Here is an 18399-nt window from a genome sequence, read left to right on the forward strand (position 1 = left end):
GTCTTGCCGGCGTTGAGGTCGCCGGTGCCGTTGGTGATGCCGGTGCCCGACGTCGCGATCGAGGCGATCGTCGGCACTCCCTGGACGACGACCTGGGCAACCGCGGTCTGCCACCAGTTGTTTGCGATGTATTCGCTCGAGACCCAGAACGCATTCGGATTGTTGGGATCCACGAAGGCAGAGGAGTTGGTGCCCCAGCGATTTGTGTCCAGGGCGAAGGGTTGYGAACTCGCCTGGTAGAGGACCGGTGTGGTGAATCCGAAGGACAGATTGCTGGTTTTGCCCAGGACGTAGTAGTCCGACGGAAGCATGTTCGGACCGCTGGCGTTGAAATTTATGATCACGTCGCCTGCCGCATCAACGGCAATCGAACCGTTGAACGTCGCCACGTTCGTACCGATGGCGTTGCCGGATATGGTGCCCTGCGCCACGAGGACTGGATTGGCGGGGTTGCTGACGTCGATCTTGAACCAGTGGACATTTGGAACGCTCGATCCGATCGGCTGAATCTCATTCGTGCCGTAGAGGAATCCGTTGGCGTAGACGAGGTTGCCGATTCGGCCGTCGTTCACATCGAGTAGCACGCTCGAGCCTTGCTGCTGGGCGTAGTAGCTGGTGCCGCCGGTGCCCTGGTCGATGTTTCCAAACGAGACGTTGGTCATCGATCCAAACGAGTTCGTGGCCACGTCGTAGGTCTGCAGTGCCAAACGGCTCTGGYCGCCGCTGTTGTAAGTGCTTGCGAAATAGGTCTTGCCGTTCTTGCCGGCCACATCGCGGAAGATGCCCAAACTGGGGTCGGTCAGCTGCGTCGCTATGACAGTAGGCGTGCCGCCATTGTAGATGCCGGCGCCCGCCCCAGCCGTGTCGCCGATGACCCACAGCTCCGATCCCAGGTAACCGGGACCGGTGGCATTGTACTGCGGAGACGCGACATAGATGTTGGTCCCGTCGACCGCCAACGTCGGCTCGTCGGATTCGGTCGCCGCGCCGTTGATGGTCGTCGAGGTGCTGATCGAACCGAAATACCAGCCGTCATTGGGGTTGAAATCCTTGGAAACCGCAAACACTTCATTGGTGCTGCCGGGGCTGGTGTGCGGATTGAGATTTTCGCTGCTGTAGACGAACCGATTGTTGGCGGCGTCGTATGCGCTGAACGTGTCCTTCAGCGAACCTACCCACGACGTTGCGCCCCCTGGCGGGGGGAAGAAATTGTAGGCCGACATGGATGTGGCGGCGGCGCCGGTGAGGTCTGTCCACTCGACGCGCTGACCCTCAGCCATCACTATGTTGCCCGGACCCACCGCCAGGCCATTGTCCGGCGGATCGTCGGACGGGTCCGAGATGCCTGCGAACGACGTTTTGATCGAGGATGCGGGCACGGTGATCGTGTCGGTGACCGGCGCGCTAACCCCGACATTGCCCGCGAGATCGATATCCGTGGCCGTCAAGGTGTTCGTGCCGTTGGTCAGGGTGATGCCCGTGCTCCAGGACCCGTCCGCCTGAACGGTCGCCGTGCCGACCTGTACCTTGTTGTCGAATATCGCGACAGTCGTACCTGGACCGGAGACATCGGGGTCGCTGACGGTTCCCGTCATCGTCAGCGCTGCCTGATTGGTCGAGCCGCCTGAATTGGCGATCGTCACTACCGGGGCCGTGGTGTCGAGCGTGAACGTTAGCGACGCTGGCGAAGGGCTCCCTGGCGCGCCGGTCTCGCTGGCGACGACGGTGTGCTGTCCGTCCGCGAGCCCGGTCGGCGTGAAGGTCCAGGCGCCGCCTGCGTTGGCTGTGACCGTGGTCGCGATCGGAGTGCCGTCCACCGTGAAGGACACGACAGCATTCGCCACACCGGTGCCGATCAGTTTGGCGTTGCTGGTGATCTTGTCGCTTGATGATGCGCCAGTGTCGTTGCTCAGCCGCTCAGTCACGTTCGCCGTCGGTGTCTGGATGGCGACCTGGGCCACCGATGTCTGCCACCAGCCATTGGCGACGTATTCATTCGACAGCCAGAAGGAGCCCGGATTGCTGGGGTCCGCGGTCGCCGAGGAATTGGAACCCCAACGCTGGACATTTCCGCCGTCGCCGTTGGCGAGATAGCTCGAGCTTGCCTGGTAGAGGACGGGCGCGCTGAACGTGCCCGAAGGGTCGGCAGCAGCCAGGAAACTGTAATAGTCGGCCGGATATACGCCTGGGCCGCTGGCCGTGTAGTTGATGATGACGTCGCCCGCTCCGTCGACGGCGATCGAGCCATCGAATGTGGCAACRCCGTTGCCGATCGCCGCGCCGTCAATATTGCCCTGCGCCACGAGGGTCGGGCTGCTCGGATTGCTGACGTCGATCTTGAACCAATGGACCTGGGGAATGCTCGATCCGACTGGCTTCACCTCGGACACGCCATAAAGGAAACCGTTCGAGTAGGCGAGGTTTTGGATGTTCCCGTCGCCGGCATCGAGCAAGACGTTCGTTCCTTGCTGCTGAGCCGTGAAGTCCGATCCTCCTCCACCTTGGTCGACGCTGCCGAACGACACCGTCGTTGCCGATCCGAAACTGTTGGTGGCGAGGCTGTAGGTTTGCAGGGTGATGAGGGTTTGGCTGCCGGTGTTGACCGCGGAGGCATAGTAGGTCTGGCCATTGTTGCCCGCGACGACCCTGGCGATGCCCTGATTGGGCGAAGCAACCTGATTGGCGACGACAGTCATCGTGCCACCGTTGTAGATGCCGCCGTCGGCGCCCGCCGTGTCGGAGATGACCCATTGCTCGGTGCCGGCGAAACCCGAGACGTTGACGTCGTATTGGGGGGCGGTGATGTAGATATTGCTGCCGTCGAGGGACACCGTCGGCTGGTCGGCGGCYGTCAGCTGACCGTTGATCGTGAGCGACGTGTTCAGCGAATAGAAGTACCACCCGTCATTCGGGTTCGAATCCCGTGAGACGGCGATGTCGATGTTGCTGACCGTGCCGCCCGAGCCGATATTGTCGATGGTGACGACATACCTTTGGTTGACGCTGTCATAGGCCGCCCGCGGATCAAAGAGAGCATTTGTAGCGGTCRCCCCTAGCGAACCGAAGAATTGGTAAACCGATTCCACATTCCTCGAGCCGCCGGACAAATCCGTCCACTCGACCTGCGACCCTTCCGCCGTGACGACATTGTTTGGGGCGACAGCGAGCGCATTGTGCGGCGGATCGCTTGATGTATCGGAAATGCCGGAAAATAGGGTGTTGATCTGTGAYGAACTGGTCATTCGGAACCCCCGATCCGTAGGGATGGATCACCGTCCAACGGCCTTCCCGGGCGTCAGTCCGATCCTCGCGAGATCGGACATGGCTTCCCCAAGCGCAAATGCGGGAAGCTTCTTGAACCGAAGCGATAAGCTTCGGTTCAAGTCGCGCACTGTATTCGTATCGACGTAACGTTTCGGAATAGATCGGAGCACTGTAATGTGCACCCTCCATTCGAATGATGCAGGTACAAGCAGCCGGCGCTTCGCCCGAATTCTTGCGCCGTGCGCTGCAGAAGCCTGAAACCGGCGTTCAAAATTCGTTGATGGCCGATGATGCGGTTCCACATGGCGTTGGCGCCGATCTTCGACAGATAGGCCGGGCTGCTTGTCAGCGCAGGGGATCACTTGCCGGGGAGGAGGCGTCTCGGACCATATGCACCGCAATCCCTCAAGGCCTCGCCGAGCACCGTGCAGTCGATCTCCTCGGCAAAGGAAATCCGCAAGTCTGCTTCCGCCAGCAGAAACTGTGTGCGAATTAACTTCAACCTGGCTGCCTTGGCGGCGCGCTCGGCGCATTCAGCTTCGAGGATCGCCAGCGTGGATTGGCCAATTTCTTCACGTCGCTGTCCGCGCATCTGTCCGACCTCATAAAATCGTCCGGAGTGGGTGGTCTCCGAATATGTATCGGTGTTCGGTGGTACCGAACTCCTTGCGTTCACCAGATCACGCAGATCGGCGCTTGTCGCCCTTCGTTGTGATGAAGACAGTCAAGTGTGACGGGTCTGTTGGCCAACGATTGAGTATCAGGCTTGTCGCGACCCAGTGGCAGCCGGCCGCGCACGCATCGTGTTCGTTCGAATGATGCCTTGCCGACGACGCGCGCACATACTGACCGCAGCCGGCGACCCAAGAGGTCCCCATGCTCCGCCGGTTAGGCCCGGTGGCTGGTTGAGTACCCCGAATAGGCCGCCGGGCCGCTCGGTGACAAATGCACTGAGTTCGAAAAGCCGAACGGTGTTCAGGATCGAGCGGCATGATGATGAAGCGGATGGCCGGCGCGACGTAAACGCGCCATAACAGCGCGAAGTCCTATGTCGGCCGACCCGCGCTGGCCTATTGGACGGCAGCGCTTTCGAGTTCGCTCGCGAACCTGACCTCTACGGTATCGCCGGGCGCCACGGCCGCGTCTTCATCGACGGCCAGCTTTCGCCATTCGGCGCCGACTTTGCGAATGATGGTCACCTGAGCCCGGATTGTTTCACCGGCAATGGGCAGGGGCTGCGCGGATGCTCCGGTCGGTTGCAATTTCTGGCTTGCGGCGTGAAGTTTCGAGGTGAGTTCCGCCAGCGAAGCGTCAGTCTCCTTCAGTTCGGTCAGCAGACCGATCCTTCTTTGATTGTCGCCGCGTTCGCGCTGCCTGGCGTAGTCCTCCTGCTGGTGGCGTGTCCGCATCAACTCAACCGACGTTTGAAGGGCTCCGCTGGACGACAGGAGCAGAGCGCGCCGGACGTCGGCCAATCTGTTGTTGGTCAGGTTTCCTGCCTCGTACAGCTTGGTTACCCGCGCCAGGTCCTCTTCATCCGCCTTCACTCCTTCGGCCTCGACCTCCTGACGCTTGGCAAGCACAGCGGCTTCGGCTGCAGCATCTTTCTCTGCCTTGTCGAGGAAGCGCTGCTCCTGCTGATAATCGCCTAGGGCTATCTTGAGCGCCTCTGCCTCGGCTTGGGCGATCGCCGCGCCGATGCTGTCCGGCAACGGCGAGCCTTGCGGCAGYTGCGTGTCGAAGCTGTCCTTGTTCTCTAATTCGGCCCTGATGCGGGCACTGTGAAAGTAGGCTTTGGTGTATTCTCCCCAAAGGGATTCATAGTCACGCCGCAGATCGACGGGATCAGGGCCGGCCTGAGCTGCCCGCGACCGCAGGAGACTGAACCCTCCTGAAACAGCTATCGCTTGCCGGACCGTCATCATCGGGCGGTAGGCCTGTTGACCTGGGGTGAGCACATCGCCAGTCACATAGATCGGCCGGTACTCGGCTATGACCGCGGTGACGTCGCTTGGCTTTATGACGAGCGTCTGTTCTCGCCCATCGGACAGGCGCATGCGAAAGATCTTGCTCGGCAGGATCGTTTCCATACGCGACTGAAATTCGGCTGAAGTCAGGCCCGCGACTGCGACCATCCCGACCTGAGGGAGTGCGATCGTGCCGTCCATCTGGACGACGGCGCGGCGCGGCCAATCGGGGAGGGCGGCAATCCCGACTTCGACCGTATCGCCGGCAGAGAGGTGATAGACATCCTGACCGTCCTCAGCCATGRCCAACGGTGCGACGCAAAGCGCGATAACCGAGGTGACGGCAATTCGACTAATGAACACCATTTGCCACAACCTCCATCTGCGCCGACGCCCGGTTCTCCGGCCAGTCGACACGAGCGACGAAATCGTAGACCGGGCCGCCGGGCACTCCCCAGTTGCTCGACCAGACCACCTGCGAACCATCCGGCGATGGCGAGGCGTGGGTTTCGCTCCAGTAGTCGAACGGAATGTTCCGGGTCTGGACAATGGGCCGAACGTCTCCGCTGCCGTCGATGCGCAGCGCAATCACTTCCCGTGCATAGGGCGCCCAATCTGGATGTTTGGCGACCTCATCCGGATTTCCGGCGTAGCTCAGGAATACCCAGCCGGGCCTGCCCAGCGACCTGAGCGAGGCGTGCTGAGCCTCACCGTATTTCATCAGCGGGGTGACTTTCCCGTCAGAGAGCCTTCGCTTGATCACCTGATACTTGTCCGGGTCCGACTTGCTTATCCCGACATAGACTTCGCTGCCGTCGGCATCGATCGTCATGTCGCCATGGCCCGGCCGATGATGCTCCGTCCATTTCTGGTGCAAGGTGCCGTCCACGGAGAAGATGAAAGCTTGTTCGACGCCGTCCTTTAGAGTCTGAAAACAAATGATGTTGATCCCGAGCGGAGAGATCGAGCAGGCATTGTTGGTTCCGGCCAGCTGCGCCAGATCGATGTCCGGGAACTTCTGCCGCTGCTTCAGGTCATAGGCGAAGACGATCAGGTGGCCATCCCGGCGGGTGGCGCGCACTGCGACGCGATTGCCGTCGAGGCTCGAATTGCCCTTGTATGGCCCGAATTGGAGATTGCCGTATTCCCGCGTGGCGAACTGGATTTCTTCGTGGTCGGTCCGCGGCGCCCAGGTCGATATCTCCTGGTCATGGACGCAGATCAYCAGTTCGGGATCGCGAGGATGCCATTCGCATTCGGTGGATCGACTGCGATGAAACAGTGGAACATAGGTCCGGCCATCGAAGAAGCACATACCGCCGCAGCCGTTGGTTAGCAGAAGCAAACTCTGGTCCGCATTCCACGCCTGCGAACTCGAGTAACGATGGCTGCAATATTTGTTGCCGCAAACGATGCCCTTCCCAAGGTCGCCGGGCTTGGTGATGCGTGTGAAAATCGTGCCGAACGCCGGATCCTTTGTCGATTGCAGATAGTCGGGCAATGCCATCGGCACTGATGCAACAAGCTGGGCCGGCATGCTGTTGCCGGTCCTTTCGGCCGCCGCGAGGACCAGCGGCATGGATCCGACAGCTACCATTAGCACCAACATACGCTGGAGAAGCAGCGTCATGTCATGTAGTCCATTTCGCGGCGTACGCGRCCCTCGCTCAAGCGCCCCCGCCACCAGGCGATGGTTCGTTCAAGCCCATCGCGCAGGCTAGTCTGCGCTCGCCATCCTGTCTCGCCTGCAAAGCGCGAGCAGTCCGCGAGCAGGGCGCGGACCTCCGAATTCTGCGGCCGCAATCGRCTCTCGTCGCGACGGACGGGTTTTGTCGTATCGCTCAATTCGAGTACCAGATTGAGCACCTCGGAGATGGTCGAGGCGCGCTGGCTGCCGGCGTTGTAGGGGCGACCAAATTCGAGTTCGGCCATCCCGGCGGTCAGGAATGCCGACGCTGTGTCTTCCACAAAGGTGAGATCACGGATCGGGCTTGTGTCCCCGACCATGATCGCCGGGCAATTTGGATCAAGGGCCTGCCGTATGATGGTCGGCACGATGGCGCGTTCACTCTGGCGCGGGCCGTATGTGTTGAAGGGGCGCATGATGACGACAGGGACATCGAAGGACCTGGCGTAGGATTCTGCCATCATGTCGGCCCCGATCTTGGAGGCCGAGTAGGGCGACTGTCCCTGCAGGGGGTGGGTCTCGCTGATCGGCATGGTCAGGGYCGTGCCGTAAACCTCGCTGGTTGAGGTATGCACCACGCGTTCGATTTCCCACTCGCGCGCGGCCTCGAGCACATTGACCGTGCCAAGAATGTTGGTCTCCACGTAGGACTGCGCGGCGGCGTAGGAGTATGGAATGGCGATCAGCGCCGCCAGGTGAAATACGACAGCCTGTCCGCGTATGATCCGGTCGAGGAACGCTCTGTCGCRCACGTCCCCGCGGACGAGCTTCAGTCGGCGTCGAACGCTCTCCGGCAGGTCGTCCAGCCAGCCATGGCTGTCAAATGAATTGTAGAGGGCCAAAGCGGTTACATCGGCGCCGTTCCGGACCAGCGCTTCGGTGAGGTGCGACCCGATAAAACCATCCGCACCGGTGATCAGAACCTTCTTTCCTTCGTAAGCCACGGCTAGGCCCCTCTCGTCCGACTGGCCACGCGGATCATGCGGCGCGCGAACATCTCAGAAATTCTCACCTGCCGGAGCCGCACGAAGGATCGCGAGGAAGCAGCGGATCATCCAGACCACGTCCGAGGCGATCGTGCGCTTCGGATAATAGGAAAGGTCGATCCTCGCCTTGGCGGGAAAAAGGATCTCACGGTAAAACAGCACCGGGTCCATGGTTTGCGGGTACAGATAGGCTTCGTGCCGGAAGATCGCCTGCGCTGGRCCAAGCAAGCCTGGCTTGTATTGGAGCAGAGTTTCGAAACCTCCGAAGAAGCAATCTGCGAAAGCAAGGCTTTCCGGTCGCGGCCCGACGACAGCCATGTCGCCCTTGAGGACGTTCCATAACTGAGGCAATTCGTCGAGCTTGGTGGTGGCCAGCAGCCTYCCTAACGTCGTCATGCGGCTGTCGCGGGCGACGGTCAGCGGAAGGCCGTTCGGGCTGCATCGCACAGCGAACTTACGGAATTTGTACATGCGGAAGGGCCGGCCGCCTGCGCCGACGCGGGTCTGAACAAACAGGAAGGGCCAGCCGCTTTCCAGCATCAAGGCCACGGCGATCAGCAGCATGAGCGGCGCCAGCACCGCGCACGCCACAGTCGCAACGGCGAGATCGACGGACCGCCTTGCGAACCCGTGGCTGGGGCACGGACTGAAATATCGATGCGAGGCATTCATGCCGCTGTTCCTGCCCGCCTGCAGCCGTCAAGGGCGCCTGCCAAGGCGGCAAYGACCGCCTCGACCGCCGATGACGTGATCTGAGGATGCAGCGGAATCGTGAGTTCCCGCTGGGCGAAGTCTTCCGTAAGCGGCAGATGGATACCGGGGAAACGCTCGCGATAGAGCGTCATCCAATGCAGGGGAGGGTAGTGGATGGTGGTCTGTATCCCCTGAGCCCGCAGTTCGTCGATTACATGCTGCCGCGCGGCAAAGCGCGGTAGAATGATGGGCATGATATGGTAGGCGGACGTTCGGGGCTTGCTGAATGGCACTATCACAGCCGGGCAATGGCTTGCGATGAGGCGCCGGTACAGCACGGTCAAGATGCGCCTTATCTCGTTCCACTCCTGCAGGTTCTGCAGCTGGACCAGGCCGATCGCCGCCCTCAGCTCGTCCATGCGGTAGTTGAAGCCGAGCATGGTCACGTCATATTGCGGCGTGCGGCTGTTCAAGCGCTGATGTGTTCCCGAGGTCATCCCATGCCCGCGGGCCTGGCGGATTTCCTCGCGCAGATCGCCGTCGCGCGCGATGACGGCTCCTCCTTCCCCCGTCGTCATGTTCTTGTTGCCATAGAAGCTGAAAGCGGCGGCCACGCCGAACGTCCCCACCTCCTTCAAGCCAGGCGCATGCGCGGCATCTTCAATAATGTGCAATCCTCGCGCACGAGCGAATCTCTGCCACCGTTCGCGGTCGGCGAGATAGCCCGCGAAGTGGACGAGAATGACTGCCTTCGTGCGCGGAGTGCATTTCGCTTCGGCGTCCGCAATCGATATCAGCGGCACGTCGATCGATTCGATGTCAACGAAGACTGGTGTGGCCCCGACATATAGCACCGCATTCGCTGTCGCTACGAAGGTCAGAGACGGAACGAGCACTTCGTCGCCAGGGCCGATCCCGAGAGCGTGCAGGATCAGATGCAGCGCTGCGGTGCAGGAACTGACCACAACGCAATCCTCGGCGCCATGGGCATCCGCAAAGGCCTTCTCGAAGGCCCGCACCCGCTCGCCCATTGTCAGCCAACCGCTATCGATTACCTTCGACAGCGCGGCCTTCTCCGGTACGCCCAAGATCGGGGCACTCACTAGGAGCATTGTGACCTCCCGGCCGTTGTCCGACCCCGATGACGGCCGTTTCTCACGCCGCGGCGGCAGCGACCTCTATCGAAGCCGACTGCTCTTCCCACGAGATTGATTGCGCATTCTGGAAGTCGTCGACGCGGCCGATGTCGAGCCAAAGACCCTCGTGCTTGTACACGTGCACGACCGTGCCTGCTTGCATCATCTGCAGCATCAGATCGTCGAATCCAAATGGCACACCAGAGGGAATATACTGCAAGACATCCGGATCCATGCAGTATATCCCCATGCTGACAAGGTGGGACAGCGTGGGCTTCTCGCGGAATATCTGCACGATATTGTCCACTTCGTCTATGACACCGAAATCCATCTTTATCAGGCGGCAGGCGGTGGCGATGGTTACCGGATCTTTATGCTTGCGATGCGCCGCCACAAAACGACTGAGGCTAAGATCCGTGAGGACATCGCCGTTGAGGACGAGAAACGGCTCGGTCAACTCGTCTCTGATCAATGAGAGCGGGCCTATGGTCCCGAGCGGCTCGATTTCCTGGGTATAGCGAACCTTCAGGTTCCACTGGGAGCCATCACCGCAGACGCTGCGGATCAGGTGCCCGAGATACCCGGTGGTGATATAGACGTCTTCGATGCCGTTGCGTCGCAACCATTTCAGGAGCAACTCCAGAACGGGACGCGCCCCGATTGGCATGAGCGGCTTCGGCAAGACTGAGGTGAAGGGCCGAAGGCGCGTTCCCATTCCACCGCACTGAATCACCGCTTTCATCCTATCCTCCCAAGCTCATGCGGCTCCTCGTGATGCGCCGGCCGGCAAACAACATCGCCGCGAGCCAGCCGGAGAGTGTGTTCGCAGACACTTCCCAGATTCATCCGAAGAGCGCGTCATGGATGTTATGGCCGCTCGAAATGAGTGTCGTCGTGCGTTCGAATGGTTACCGTCCTGCGTTCGAATGGTAATGATCCGGCGTTCCTGGCGTCCCATGACTCGAGGTGAGCGGGCGAGACATCCGCGGACCTCACCGTGATGTGACGACTAGTGATCGGCCGYTGGTTCAAACCGGTTCAAATTGAGACTACAGTTGAGGACACGATCTGAGGTTTTGCGGGCGGGGGTGGCCGCGGACTTCACTGTGATGCGACGATCAGCAAACGRCCAAGGGTTTAAGCTGGTCACCGTGGGCGCATCTCAGGGAGACCGAGTGCGGCGGGCGAGTACGGGTAGGCTCGCCGACTAGCGTTGGGGTAGTGCAATGCATCGGATCGTCATCGCCGACGATCACGGATTGTATCGCCGTGGCCTTCGATTGGCACTGACGGCAGGCATTCCGGGCGCCGAGATATTTGACGCGGCGTGTTTCGACGCTGTGATCAGCCTCTTGGAGCAGCATGCATCAATTGATCTTGCGATCCTTGACCTGAACATGCCGGGCCTCTTCGACCAGGAGATCTTGGGCGATGTTATAGCCGCCTATCCCGAGACACATTTCGCGATCGTTTCCGCCGATGATTCACGCGCAGAGATACTCAAAGCCCTTTCGATCGGGCTGCACGGCTACATCGTGAAGTCGCAGAAGGACGAGGAAGTGGTGCTGGCGGTGGCCGAGATACTAGCGGGCCGCATCTATGTTCCGGCACTTCTGTCGTCGCGCACCYCCCCCGGGCCAGGTCAGCAGACGCATGCGCCGGCGCAGCGATTCTCGGCCAGGCGGCGYATCACCATCGGCAGCCTCGCCAGGCTGACGTCACGACAGAAAGAAGTTCTGAAGTTGATGGCGGAAGGGTACTCGAACAAAGAAATCGCCCGCGATTTGGAGATTGCCGAAGCGACGACGAAAATCCACGCAGCGGCCGTCATGCGCGAACTAGGGGTGCGAAACCGGACCGAAGCGGCCGTGTTGCTGCAGAACTGGCTTGCGAACAGAGAGGGTTAGAGCTCGATTTCTTTCCGTGATAGCCGCAACGAATATCGGAACGCGTGCTCCGATATCTCCAATTTCGGCGAATGACCGACCAGCGGCGCACCGTTCACGCCGATTATCATTGAACCGAAGCCATGGCGCACGATGCTTGCGAGCTTACGTTGCCCCGATTCCACCCAATCGAACACGACGTCGCTACCTGCGTCGGCTGAAGCGAAGCGCCACGTTACTTCGACGCGGCCATCGGCGCTGCCCAGCGCACCATGTTTTACCGAATTGGTYGTCAACTCGTGAAGGACCATGGCAAAGCTCTYGGCGGCGCCGGCGGGCATTACCACCGACGGTCCGGCGATTTTTACGTCTCTTGTTTCTGCAAACGGTTGAAGTTCCTGAACGACGAGATCATTGAGCAGCCCGGAAGTGCTTGAGYGGCGCGAGAGAAGCAGGTGCGTCGCCTYCAGGGTCCTTATCCGGTCAATCAGCATCTCCTTGTATTTGGCGATGTCGTTGTCCGGGACATTGATCATCTTCACCAGGGCGATGATCACCGGAAACAGATTGCTGAAGCGATGGCGCTCTTCGCGCATGGTGCGCTCGCGTTTCTCCGCGGCTGCCCGCAGGAGCGTGGTTTGCCGACGTTCAGTGAGGTCGGCAGCCACCCCGATGTAGAGCGAGCGATCATCGTATCTTTCCTTGCGTCCGCGCAGGGCGATCCATCGCACATGCCCATCTTGCCGCCGGACACGAAACTCGATGTCGTAGTTCGCCGCCGTCGAGGGTTTGACCGAAGCTGTCAACTTCGGCCAATCAGCTGGATGAACCACAGCAGAAAGTTCGTCCAGGCGACGAGTGGGAGCCGGCGGCAGGCCGAGGATGTCCCAGAATTTGCCCGGGCCAGTGACTGTGCCATCCTTGAAGTCCATTCGCCAGGTGCCCAAGCGCCCGGCAGACAAAGCGAGATCAAGCCATTCCTTCTGCGCCCGCAGCGCCTCGCGTGCGGTTCGCCGCTCCGAAATATCGTCGACCACTACGAACACGCTGTCGGCGAAGACTTCCTCGCGCGGTGACGAAGACAGCGTCAGACGGGCCCAGAATGTCTTGCCGTCCTTTCGCAACAGACGAACCTCGGCACCGAACGAAGCGGCATCGCTGCCCAGATCCGTCAGAAATCCCTGCACCGCACCTCGGTCCTCAGGGTGAATGAGCGTCTCGAGCCGCAACTGCGCAAGCTCCAACTCCTCGTAACCTGTCAATTGGCAGAGGCGTTCGTTCGCTTGCAGCAACTCGCCGCGTCGATTGCTGTTTGCGAAACCCATGGCGGCGCGCTCGAAAGCCCAGCGATAGCGGCTCTCGGTTTCCTGGACGGCAGCAAGCCTTGCCTCCGCAACCCCGAGTGCTTGGCGCAAGTCGGTTCGCAAGCGGTGGAATATCGTCACTATCACCCCGCCCGACACCAGCAGAAGGATGGCGCGCGTCCAGTCCTCGTAGGAGATTTGGGAATTCAGCACTCGCCGCGCCCAGAGCCCAGCCGCCGCCATCACAAGCGTCGCGGCAATCGCGGCCGCGCGACCTTCGAGATATACTATGATGATAATCGCGGGAATGAACGCGATAAAAGCTCCGTCCTGCCCGACATGTATTGAATTGGTTGCTTCGAATACTATTGAGGCTGTCAGAATCGCGGCGGAAGCCGCGTGGGCTAACGGTGTCCCGGGCACCGTCGAATTCAGCCAGCGCAAATACGAGCCCATGCAACAGACTACAACCTTCGGACTAGCTCGTCGAGACTAGGCCATACGGAGGCAGCGTAGTACCGCCGTGGGATTGCCGCGCCTCAACCCGCGCATAGAATCACGTGAGTTGCGACCGATCAATGCCATGTAAGGAAATTCATCCGATCAAGAGAATGAGAGTAACCGCAAGTAAATCTGTGTACATGTGGGCGAGTAAAAATCATGACTGCGAATGAAAGCCATGTCGATCCGGCAGCCGGCGGCCGATACATTGTGCTGAAAAAGGCCTATGCGAGACAATCGAACGCGTCGCATCCGACACGYGCCTCGGATTGGACCAATGAATCGGCAGGCGGCTCGCAGCGTCGGAGCCTGGAGTCCATCACCGGCATGCTGGAGCGTATCGGCTGCGGCTATCTGGTGCTGAACGGCGAAAGGAAAGTGATCGAATGGAATGCGGCCGCTCGAGCCACGATTGAACGACAAGGTGAAGCTGCCGAAACGGCAAGCGCGCTTTCGGTCGGGCTCAGGCGGCTGGTTGCAAACGTACCGGTGCATTTCCTGCCGGGGTCACTCTCTTGGGTCGTGATCCGAAACCATGGCGACAGGCCGGTGGTGCTGAATGAGATAGGTGTGGTCGCGCATGACGGAACCTGTATCGTCGCATTGCTGGATCGCGAAAACAGGGCCGCGGCCAACCCTCAGACGCTGCAGCGCATGTTCGGCTTGACGAGTGCCGAGACGCACCTTGCTCTGCGCTTGGCTCAAGGCGACGCGCCTTTGGAGATCGCACGGAGCTGGCGCCTCAGCCGCACGACGATCCGCTCTCAACTTGCGTCCTTGTTCGCCAAGACCGAGACGAAGCGGCAGGCGGAGCTGGTGGCTCTTCTCGGGCGCATTTCGGTCTTGCCGTGAGGCCATTGCTGCATCTGTCGAAGACAGGCGCCATCTCCGGTTCCGAAGGGCGATTTCCTCTCGGAGGCAGATCTTTTGCGCAAGACGACTGTCGTCTTCGCAGCGGTGTCCCAAGGGCCGCGAAGGCCAGACGACGCAGTCGTTGCGGTTTGCTTATCCTCCGACCGCGCAGGTCGGACGACTTTCCATATGCAATCAAAGCATCCGCCAGATCGCTGCCTTGGTTGAACGAATAACGTCGGCCAATGGCTGCCCGGCGTCGACGCTCACCACCGTGGTGCTGCCGAAGGTCAGTTGCTGCAGGGCCGGCACCCGCCTTCGAACGACCAGGGGATCCATGTCCGGCTCGCGTGACACGATGACCTCGGGAGTGGTCTGCAGCTTTATTACGAGATCCGGTGGCAGACGTCGGGCAAGCGCGTATGCGTTGGCCTCGAAACGCCGCAGCCAGACTGGAACTTTAGCCAATCGGGGCAGCAGCGGAGCGTCGTTGAAGTCTGCGTTCTGGTCCTGGGGGAACCTGTCGGCAATGACGACCATTCCCCGATCCGCACCACGACGAGCGRCCAGCAGCTTCTTTCGCTTCTCAACCGCGACAACGCTCGCCCATATGGCGAGCAGGATACTGTAGAAAGGCCCCGGCGGGCGATCCGAGATGGTGCCGTGTGAGCTGCCTTTAGGCTTGGCTCCAAGCGCCCAGGTCGCCATCGGTACCGCCAATTTGAACGGYAGTAGCAGCAACGACGGCCTGCCGCCGCCGGTGCCGAAATATACGGGAAGGACGTCGACTTCTGCCCCAAGCCATTGGCGGATTGCCGTCGTCAGCGTTGTCTTTCCGCTGCCGTCGATACCAACCACCGCCACCACGACGCCACCGCCGGGTGCACGGCGGCTCCATGGTCGTGGAACGTGCAGGAACCGCTGATTCAGCCTTCCGGTGGTCCACAGGATTGCCCGGCCGAGGCCTCGCAAGAGGGCGTCCAGGCTGTTGTACGTTCGGTACACTGCCAGTTCCTTGCGGATCGAGGTGCGAAGACGATGCAGAGTCGCGAGGGGCTGTGCCTCGAACAGCGCTTCAACAATCGAATCCGCCAGCTCCTCTTTTACCAGGTTTGCCGCCAAGCCGCGGACACGGCGGCGATCGACCTGCGCTGCCAGATGCAGCCGATCGAGCTCGAACTTCTCCTGCATGCTTGCCCAATTRCTAAGTGCGATAGGATCCCGACGACGCAACTCAAGGCTGGCCCGCACCACCAGCAACAATGCTTCGCTCGCCGGATCCAGCGTTCGAATGGGCAAGTTCGGATGTGGGATAGCCGAGGCCAAAAAGAACGGTTCCCAAGGAAGCTGGTAATTTCTCAGGACGGGCTCACCGACAATGACACGGAAGTGAAGGTGGAGATGGACGATGCGACCGCTAGGCTCGTCATAACCAAGAAAACTCTGAACCGCAGGATAGCCATGGCAGTTTGCGGACTCAAAGCGCTTGAAGCCACAGGCAAGCAACGCCTGGGCGGCAACATGCTGATGGGATCGCGCGACAAGCAGATCGAGGTCGGATTCACCCGACAGGACAGCCTGAAGGCGCCGGCTGCTCCTCCAATAGCAGCATTCGACTTCGTTTCGCCGCAAGGCGTTCAGCGCCATGAGCAAGCTACTCAGAATCTGCGGCTCCGCGACCGGTACAGTATTGACATCTCCCGTGTCGCCGGTCCCGGCCGCTTCCGGAGGTTCGGGCTCGAATCGCTGAACACGGTAGGCGTGATGACTGGCTGATGTCATTGCGTCGAACTCCACGATTGGAGACATGCAGCTAGCCCCAGCGATCTCCGGGTTGTCCCGACCTAATGGCTGAAGCTGCAAAGAATAGACCGGGCAAAATGTTCAATCGCCTGCGAATGTAGATTGCCATTGCCAGGTTCCACACGACTTGCGCGAGCATGAAGCCCACTGCCGCTCCGATTGTGCCGCCGAGTGBCATCCCGACTGCACAGGCGACGACGTTGGCTACGGCGCTGCCGACCATCGTCGTCGCGGCGGCCCATTCATGCCCGGTCATTATCAGAAGGTTCAACTGAGGCCCGCAGACCGCGTTGCAGAGGTAACCGATGATCAGGATTCGCGCGATTGGTGCCCCGGCCGCAAAATCATTGCCAAACCAGCCCAGGAGAGATTCGATGACCAGCAGCAACGGCAGGGCTAATGCGAGCGCGCCGCTGAAGCTCAGGACGGCAGCCCGCGAGAACAGTCGCTGCAGGCCCTCGTGATCTTTGCGGGCATGAAGATCGGCTGCGGTCGGCGAAAACATCGTGCTGACTGCTACGCCCGAAAGGCCAACCAGCAACGCCACGTTGAGGCCCAAGGCGAAAATTCCGGCTTCATGTACCTGGCCGGTCCAGCCCAGGAGGATGACCCCTGTCCGGCCCACAAATACGTCGAGCCCGGTGATCAGCATGGTCGGCGGGATCGCGGACGACCATTGGCGCGCGGTGTAGCTCGCCGGTGTGTCCTGCAGGTCCGCCGGCCATAGTTTCATTGCGGTGAGGAAAACAAGTCCCGCCGTGACGGCCGAGCTCATAACGACCGCCATCATGGCGAATGAGGCATCCAGGATCCATCGGCCCGAAAACGCTGCGCCGACCAAAATGGCCAACAGTAGCCCATCACGCGCCACACGCTCAGGTAAAAGTGCCGACACTACCCCGCCAAAGGCGCGAACCAAGGTTGCGCCAAGCGCATAGGCCGTGATCAGCGGCACGGCCGCCATAGCGAGGAGCAATGCCGTCCGAAATTCCTGGTGAACCTGCTTCGGGGAAAGAAAGATGACGAGCCCGGCCCCGGCCAGTCCAGCGAGCACTGCCACCGAGAGCGACCAGCGTAGTGCGAAATTGATCACACCGCGCGCCAGATCCGAACGTCCGGCGGCTTTGTGGGYCGRCACGAAGCGCAACAGCGARACGTTGAAGCCGAGAGTCGAGAGGGTGGCGAGAACGGTGCTCCAAGCGAGAGCGTAGGAGTAGATGCCATAACTCGTCGCGCCAACCACACGCGCGATCCCAAGCTGTGCCATGCTGGTGAGCCCCGCGCCGCCGATATAGACCAGAAGGGCGAATATGCTCGCATGCACCAGCCGGTTGGCGTCGTTGCGCCGGGGCGGCGCCACGGTGGAGGTGATGCCGGCGGCATCCCCCGTCACCGCGGCCGGCGGCGGGAGGTCGGCGGCCGGACCGGTCGAATGGTGTCCGCGCGAATGCTTTTGCGGACGGCCGTCTATGCTCCGCTCGCCCAGCAATTCGCTCACGCCGGGCACTGACTGCCTCCCCGCATCTGGTTGATAAACGGAGATCCGATCCGCGATAGCCGAGCCACGATTTCCTCTTCCACCCGGCACAGCTCGCTTGCGGTTGACTCCTGGTCGACAGGCCGAACCGAGACGACGCTCAGCTGAGCGCCTTGGAGGACATTGACGATTTTGTCGAAGATGTCGAAAGCGTTCATGTTGTCGACGACACCCACCTCAAAGAGGCGCTCCGCTGCCGCTTCGCGCCTCATTCTAGCTTGCAGCCGCGCTTCCACGACCTCGCGCGGCACGACCATCCGAACCATCAGATCAGCCGCGGGCACAAAATAAAGCGCACGCGCGATCATCGGGTCATCCGCGGCGCCGTTAAACATCGCCAGGGACCCAATCACCTGAGTAAAACCTTGATCAAATATCGTTATGTCGGCCGATTTCTGTKCTTGTTTCCAGAAACGCGATAGACGAACGATATATTGCCAGATACGAATTCGCCAAATAATGCTTTTTGGCGGAATTGATCGTATAATCTTATTGCTCATTCTTATGTCGTTCCTTCCGTCGATCGATGATATGAACGCTGAAGAAACGGCAATAATCGCCGAATAAATTCTGGAAAATACCGATAATATACCGAAGCGGTCCCAGCCATCGCCCTTGTTGCGGGGCCGGTAACAGATAATGACCTTGGCCACGTACCCGCGATCGCGTAAGCGGTCGGCGAGTGCATGGGCGAGGGTAGTTTTGCYGGATCCTGATGGTCCGAAAAATTCGATAATCATGCCAATTCAATCTGAAGATCTGGTTTGTCGCTGCCGGGCCCTG

The 18399-nt window shown here is 60.5% G+C and carries 14 protein-coding genes; 2 read left to right on the top strand and 12 right to left on the bottom strand.

Going from position 1 to position 18399, the window contains the following annotated elements:
- From ORS3428_RS12470 to ORS3428_RS12505, 8 genes are all read right to left on the bottom strand, one after another.
- Positions 1-3242: Ig-like domain-containing protein (locus ORS3428_RS12470; RefSeq protein ID WP_071098029.1), on the bottom strand; the 3242-nt coding region annotated here is incomplete at its 3' end.
- Positions 3243-3622: 380 nt separating this feature from the next.
- Positions 3623-3856: a hypothetical protein gene (locus tag ORS3428_RS12475; RefSeq protein ID WP_071098031.1), complete on the bottom strand. Its 234-nt coding sequence runs from the start codon at positions 3854-3856 to the stop codon at positions 3623-3625.
- Between the two features lie 478 nt (positions 3857-4334).
- Positions 4335-5597 carry a polysaccharide biosynthesis/export family protein gene (locus tag ORS3428_RS12480; protein ID WP_071098033.1) on the bottom strand — a complete coding sequence of 421 codons (1263 nt, stop codon included), beginning with the start codon at positions 5595-5597 and terminating at the stop codon, positions 4335-4337.
- A complete protein-coding gene (locus ORS3428_RS12485; protein ID WP_071098035.1) occupies positions 5584-6861 on the bottom strand; it encodes a hypothetical protein in 1278 nt (425 codons plus the stop codon). The genes ORS3428_RS12480 and ORS3428_RS12485 overlap by 14 nt, the downstream gene beginning before the upstream one ends.
- On the bottom strand, positions 6858-7862 hold the full coding sequence (locus tag ORS3428_RS12490; RefSeq protein ID WP_071098037.1) for an NAD-dependent epimerase/dehydratase family protein: 1005 nt from the start codon (positions 7860-7862) through the stop codon (positions 6858-6860). The genes ORS3428_RS12485 and ORS3428_RS12490 overlap by 4 nt, the downstream gene beginning before the upstream one ends.
- Before the next feature lie 54 nt (positions 7863-7916).
- Positions 7917-8576, bottom strand: a complete 660-nt coding sequence (locus ORS3428_RS12495; RefSeq protein WP_071098040.1) for a sugar transferase — start codon at positions 8574-8576, stop codon at positions 7917-7919.
- Positions 8573-9709, bottom strand: coding sequence for a DegT/DnrJ/EryC1/StrS family aminotransferase (locus tag ORS3428_RS12500; protein WP_071098042.1), 1137 nt, complete (start codon positions 9707-9709; stop codon positions 8573-8575). Before ORS3428_RS12500 ends, ORS3428_RS12495 begins: the two co-directional genes overlap by 4 nt.
- Before the next feature lie 43 nt (positions 9710-9752).
- The gene (locus ORS3428_RS12505) at positions 9753-10475 is read right to left on the bottom strand and encodes a nucleotidyltransferase family protein (protein WP_071098044.1); all 723 of its coding nucleotides are present in this window, start codon (positions 10473-10475) and stop codon (positions 9753-9755) included.
- Positions 10476-10959: 484 nt separating this feature from the next.
- Here ORS3428_RS12505 and ORS3428_RS12510 point away from each other — a divergent pair, with 484 nt between their 5' ends.
- Positions 10960-11640: a LuxR C-terminal-related transcriptional regulator gene (locus tag ORS3428_RS12510; protein WP_071098046.1), complete on the top strand. Its 681-nt coding sequence runs from the start codon at positions 10960-10962 to the stop codon at positions 11638-11640.
- On the opposite strand, the gene ORS3428_RS12515 is transcribed toward ORS3428_RS12510, so the two are convergent.
- A complete protein-coding gene (locus tag ORS3428_RS12515; RefSeq protein WP_071098048.1) occupies positions 11637-13379 on the bottom strand; it encodes a PAS domain S-box protein in 1743 nt (580 codons plus the stop codon). The genes ORS3428_RS12510 and ORS3428_RS12515 overlap by 4 nt on opposite strands.
- 372 nt (positions 13380-13751) lie before the next feature.
- On the opposite strand from ORS3428_RS12515, the gene ORS3428_RS12520 reads away from it, so the two are divergent.
- The gene (locus tag ORS3428_RS12520) at positions 13752-14276 is read left to right on the top strand and encodes a helix-turn-helix transcriptional regulator (RefSeq protein ID WP_244507947.1); all 525 of its coding nucleotides are present in this window, start codon (positions 13752-13754) and stop codon (positions 14274-14276) included.
- A 195-nt stretch (positions 14277-14471) separates the two neighbouring features.
- Here the strand turns inward: ORS3428_RS12520 and ORS3428_RS33030 are convergent, their stop codons facing one another.
- From ORS3428_RS33030 to ORS3428_RS32425, 3 genes are read right to left on the bottom strand one after another with little or no spacing between them, the layout of a single operon-like run.
- Positions 14472-16058, bottom strand: a complete 1587-nt coding sequence (locus ORS3428_RS33030; protein ID WP_131802891.1) for a hypothetical protein — start codon at positions 16056-16058, stop codon at positions 14472-14474.
- A 31-nt stretch (positions 16059-16089) separates the two neighbouring features.
- Positions 16090-17586, bottom strand: a complete 1497-nt coding sequence (locus tag ORS3428_RS12530) for a lipopolysaccharide biosynthesis protein (RefSeq protein ID WP_083355121.1) — start codon at positions 17584-17586, stop codon at positions 16090-16092.
- Positions 17574-18356 (bottom strand): hypothetical protein, encoded by a 783-nt coding sequence (locus tag ORS3428_RS32425; protein WP_108723048.1) that lies wholly within the window; start codon positions 18354-18356, stop codon positions 17574-17576. Before ORS3428_RS32425 ends, ORS3428_RS12530 begins: the two co-directional genes overlap by 13 nt.
- Positions 18357-18399 lie beyond the last annotated feature (43 nt).

It is taken from the genome of Mesorhizobium sp. ORS 3428 (assembly GCF_001854785.1).
Classification (GTDB): Bacteria; Pseudomonadota; Alphaproteobacteria; order Rhizobiales; family Rhizobiaceae; genus Mesorhizobium.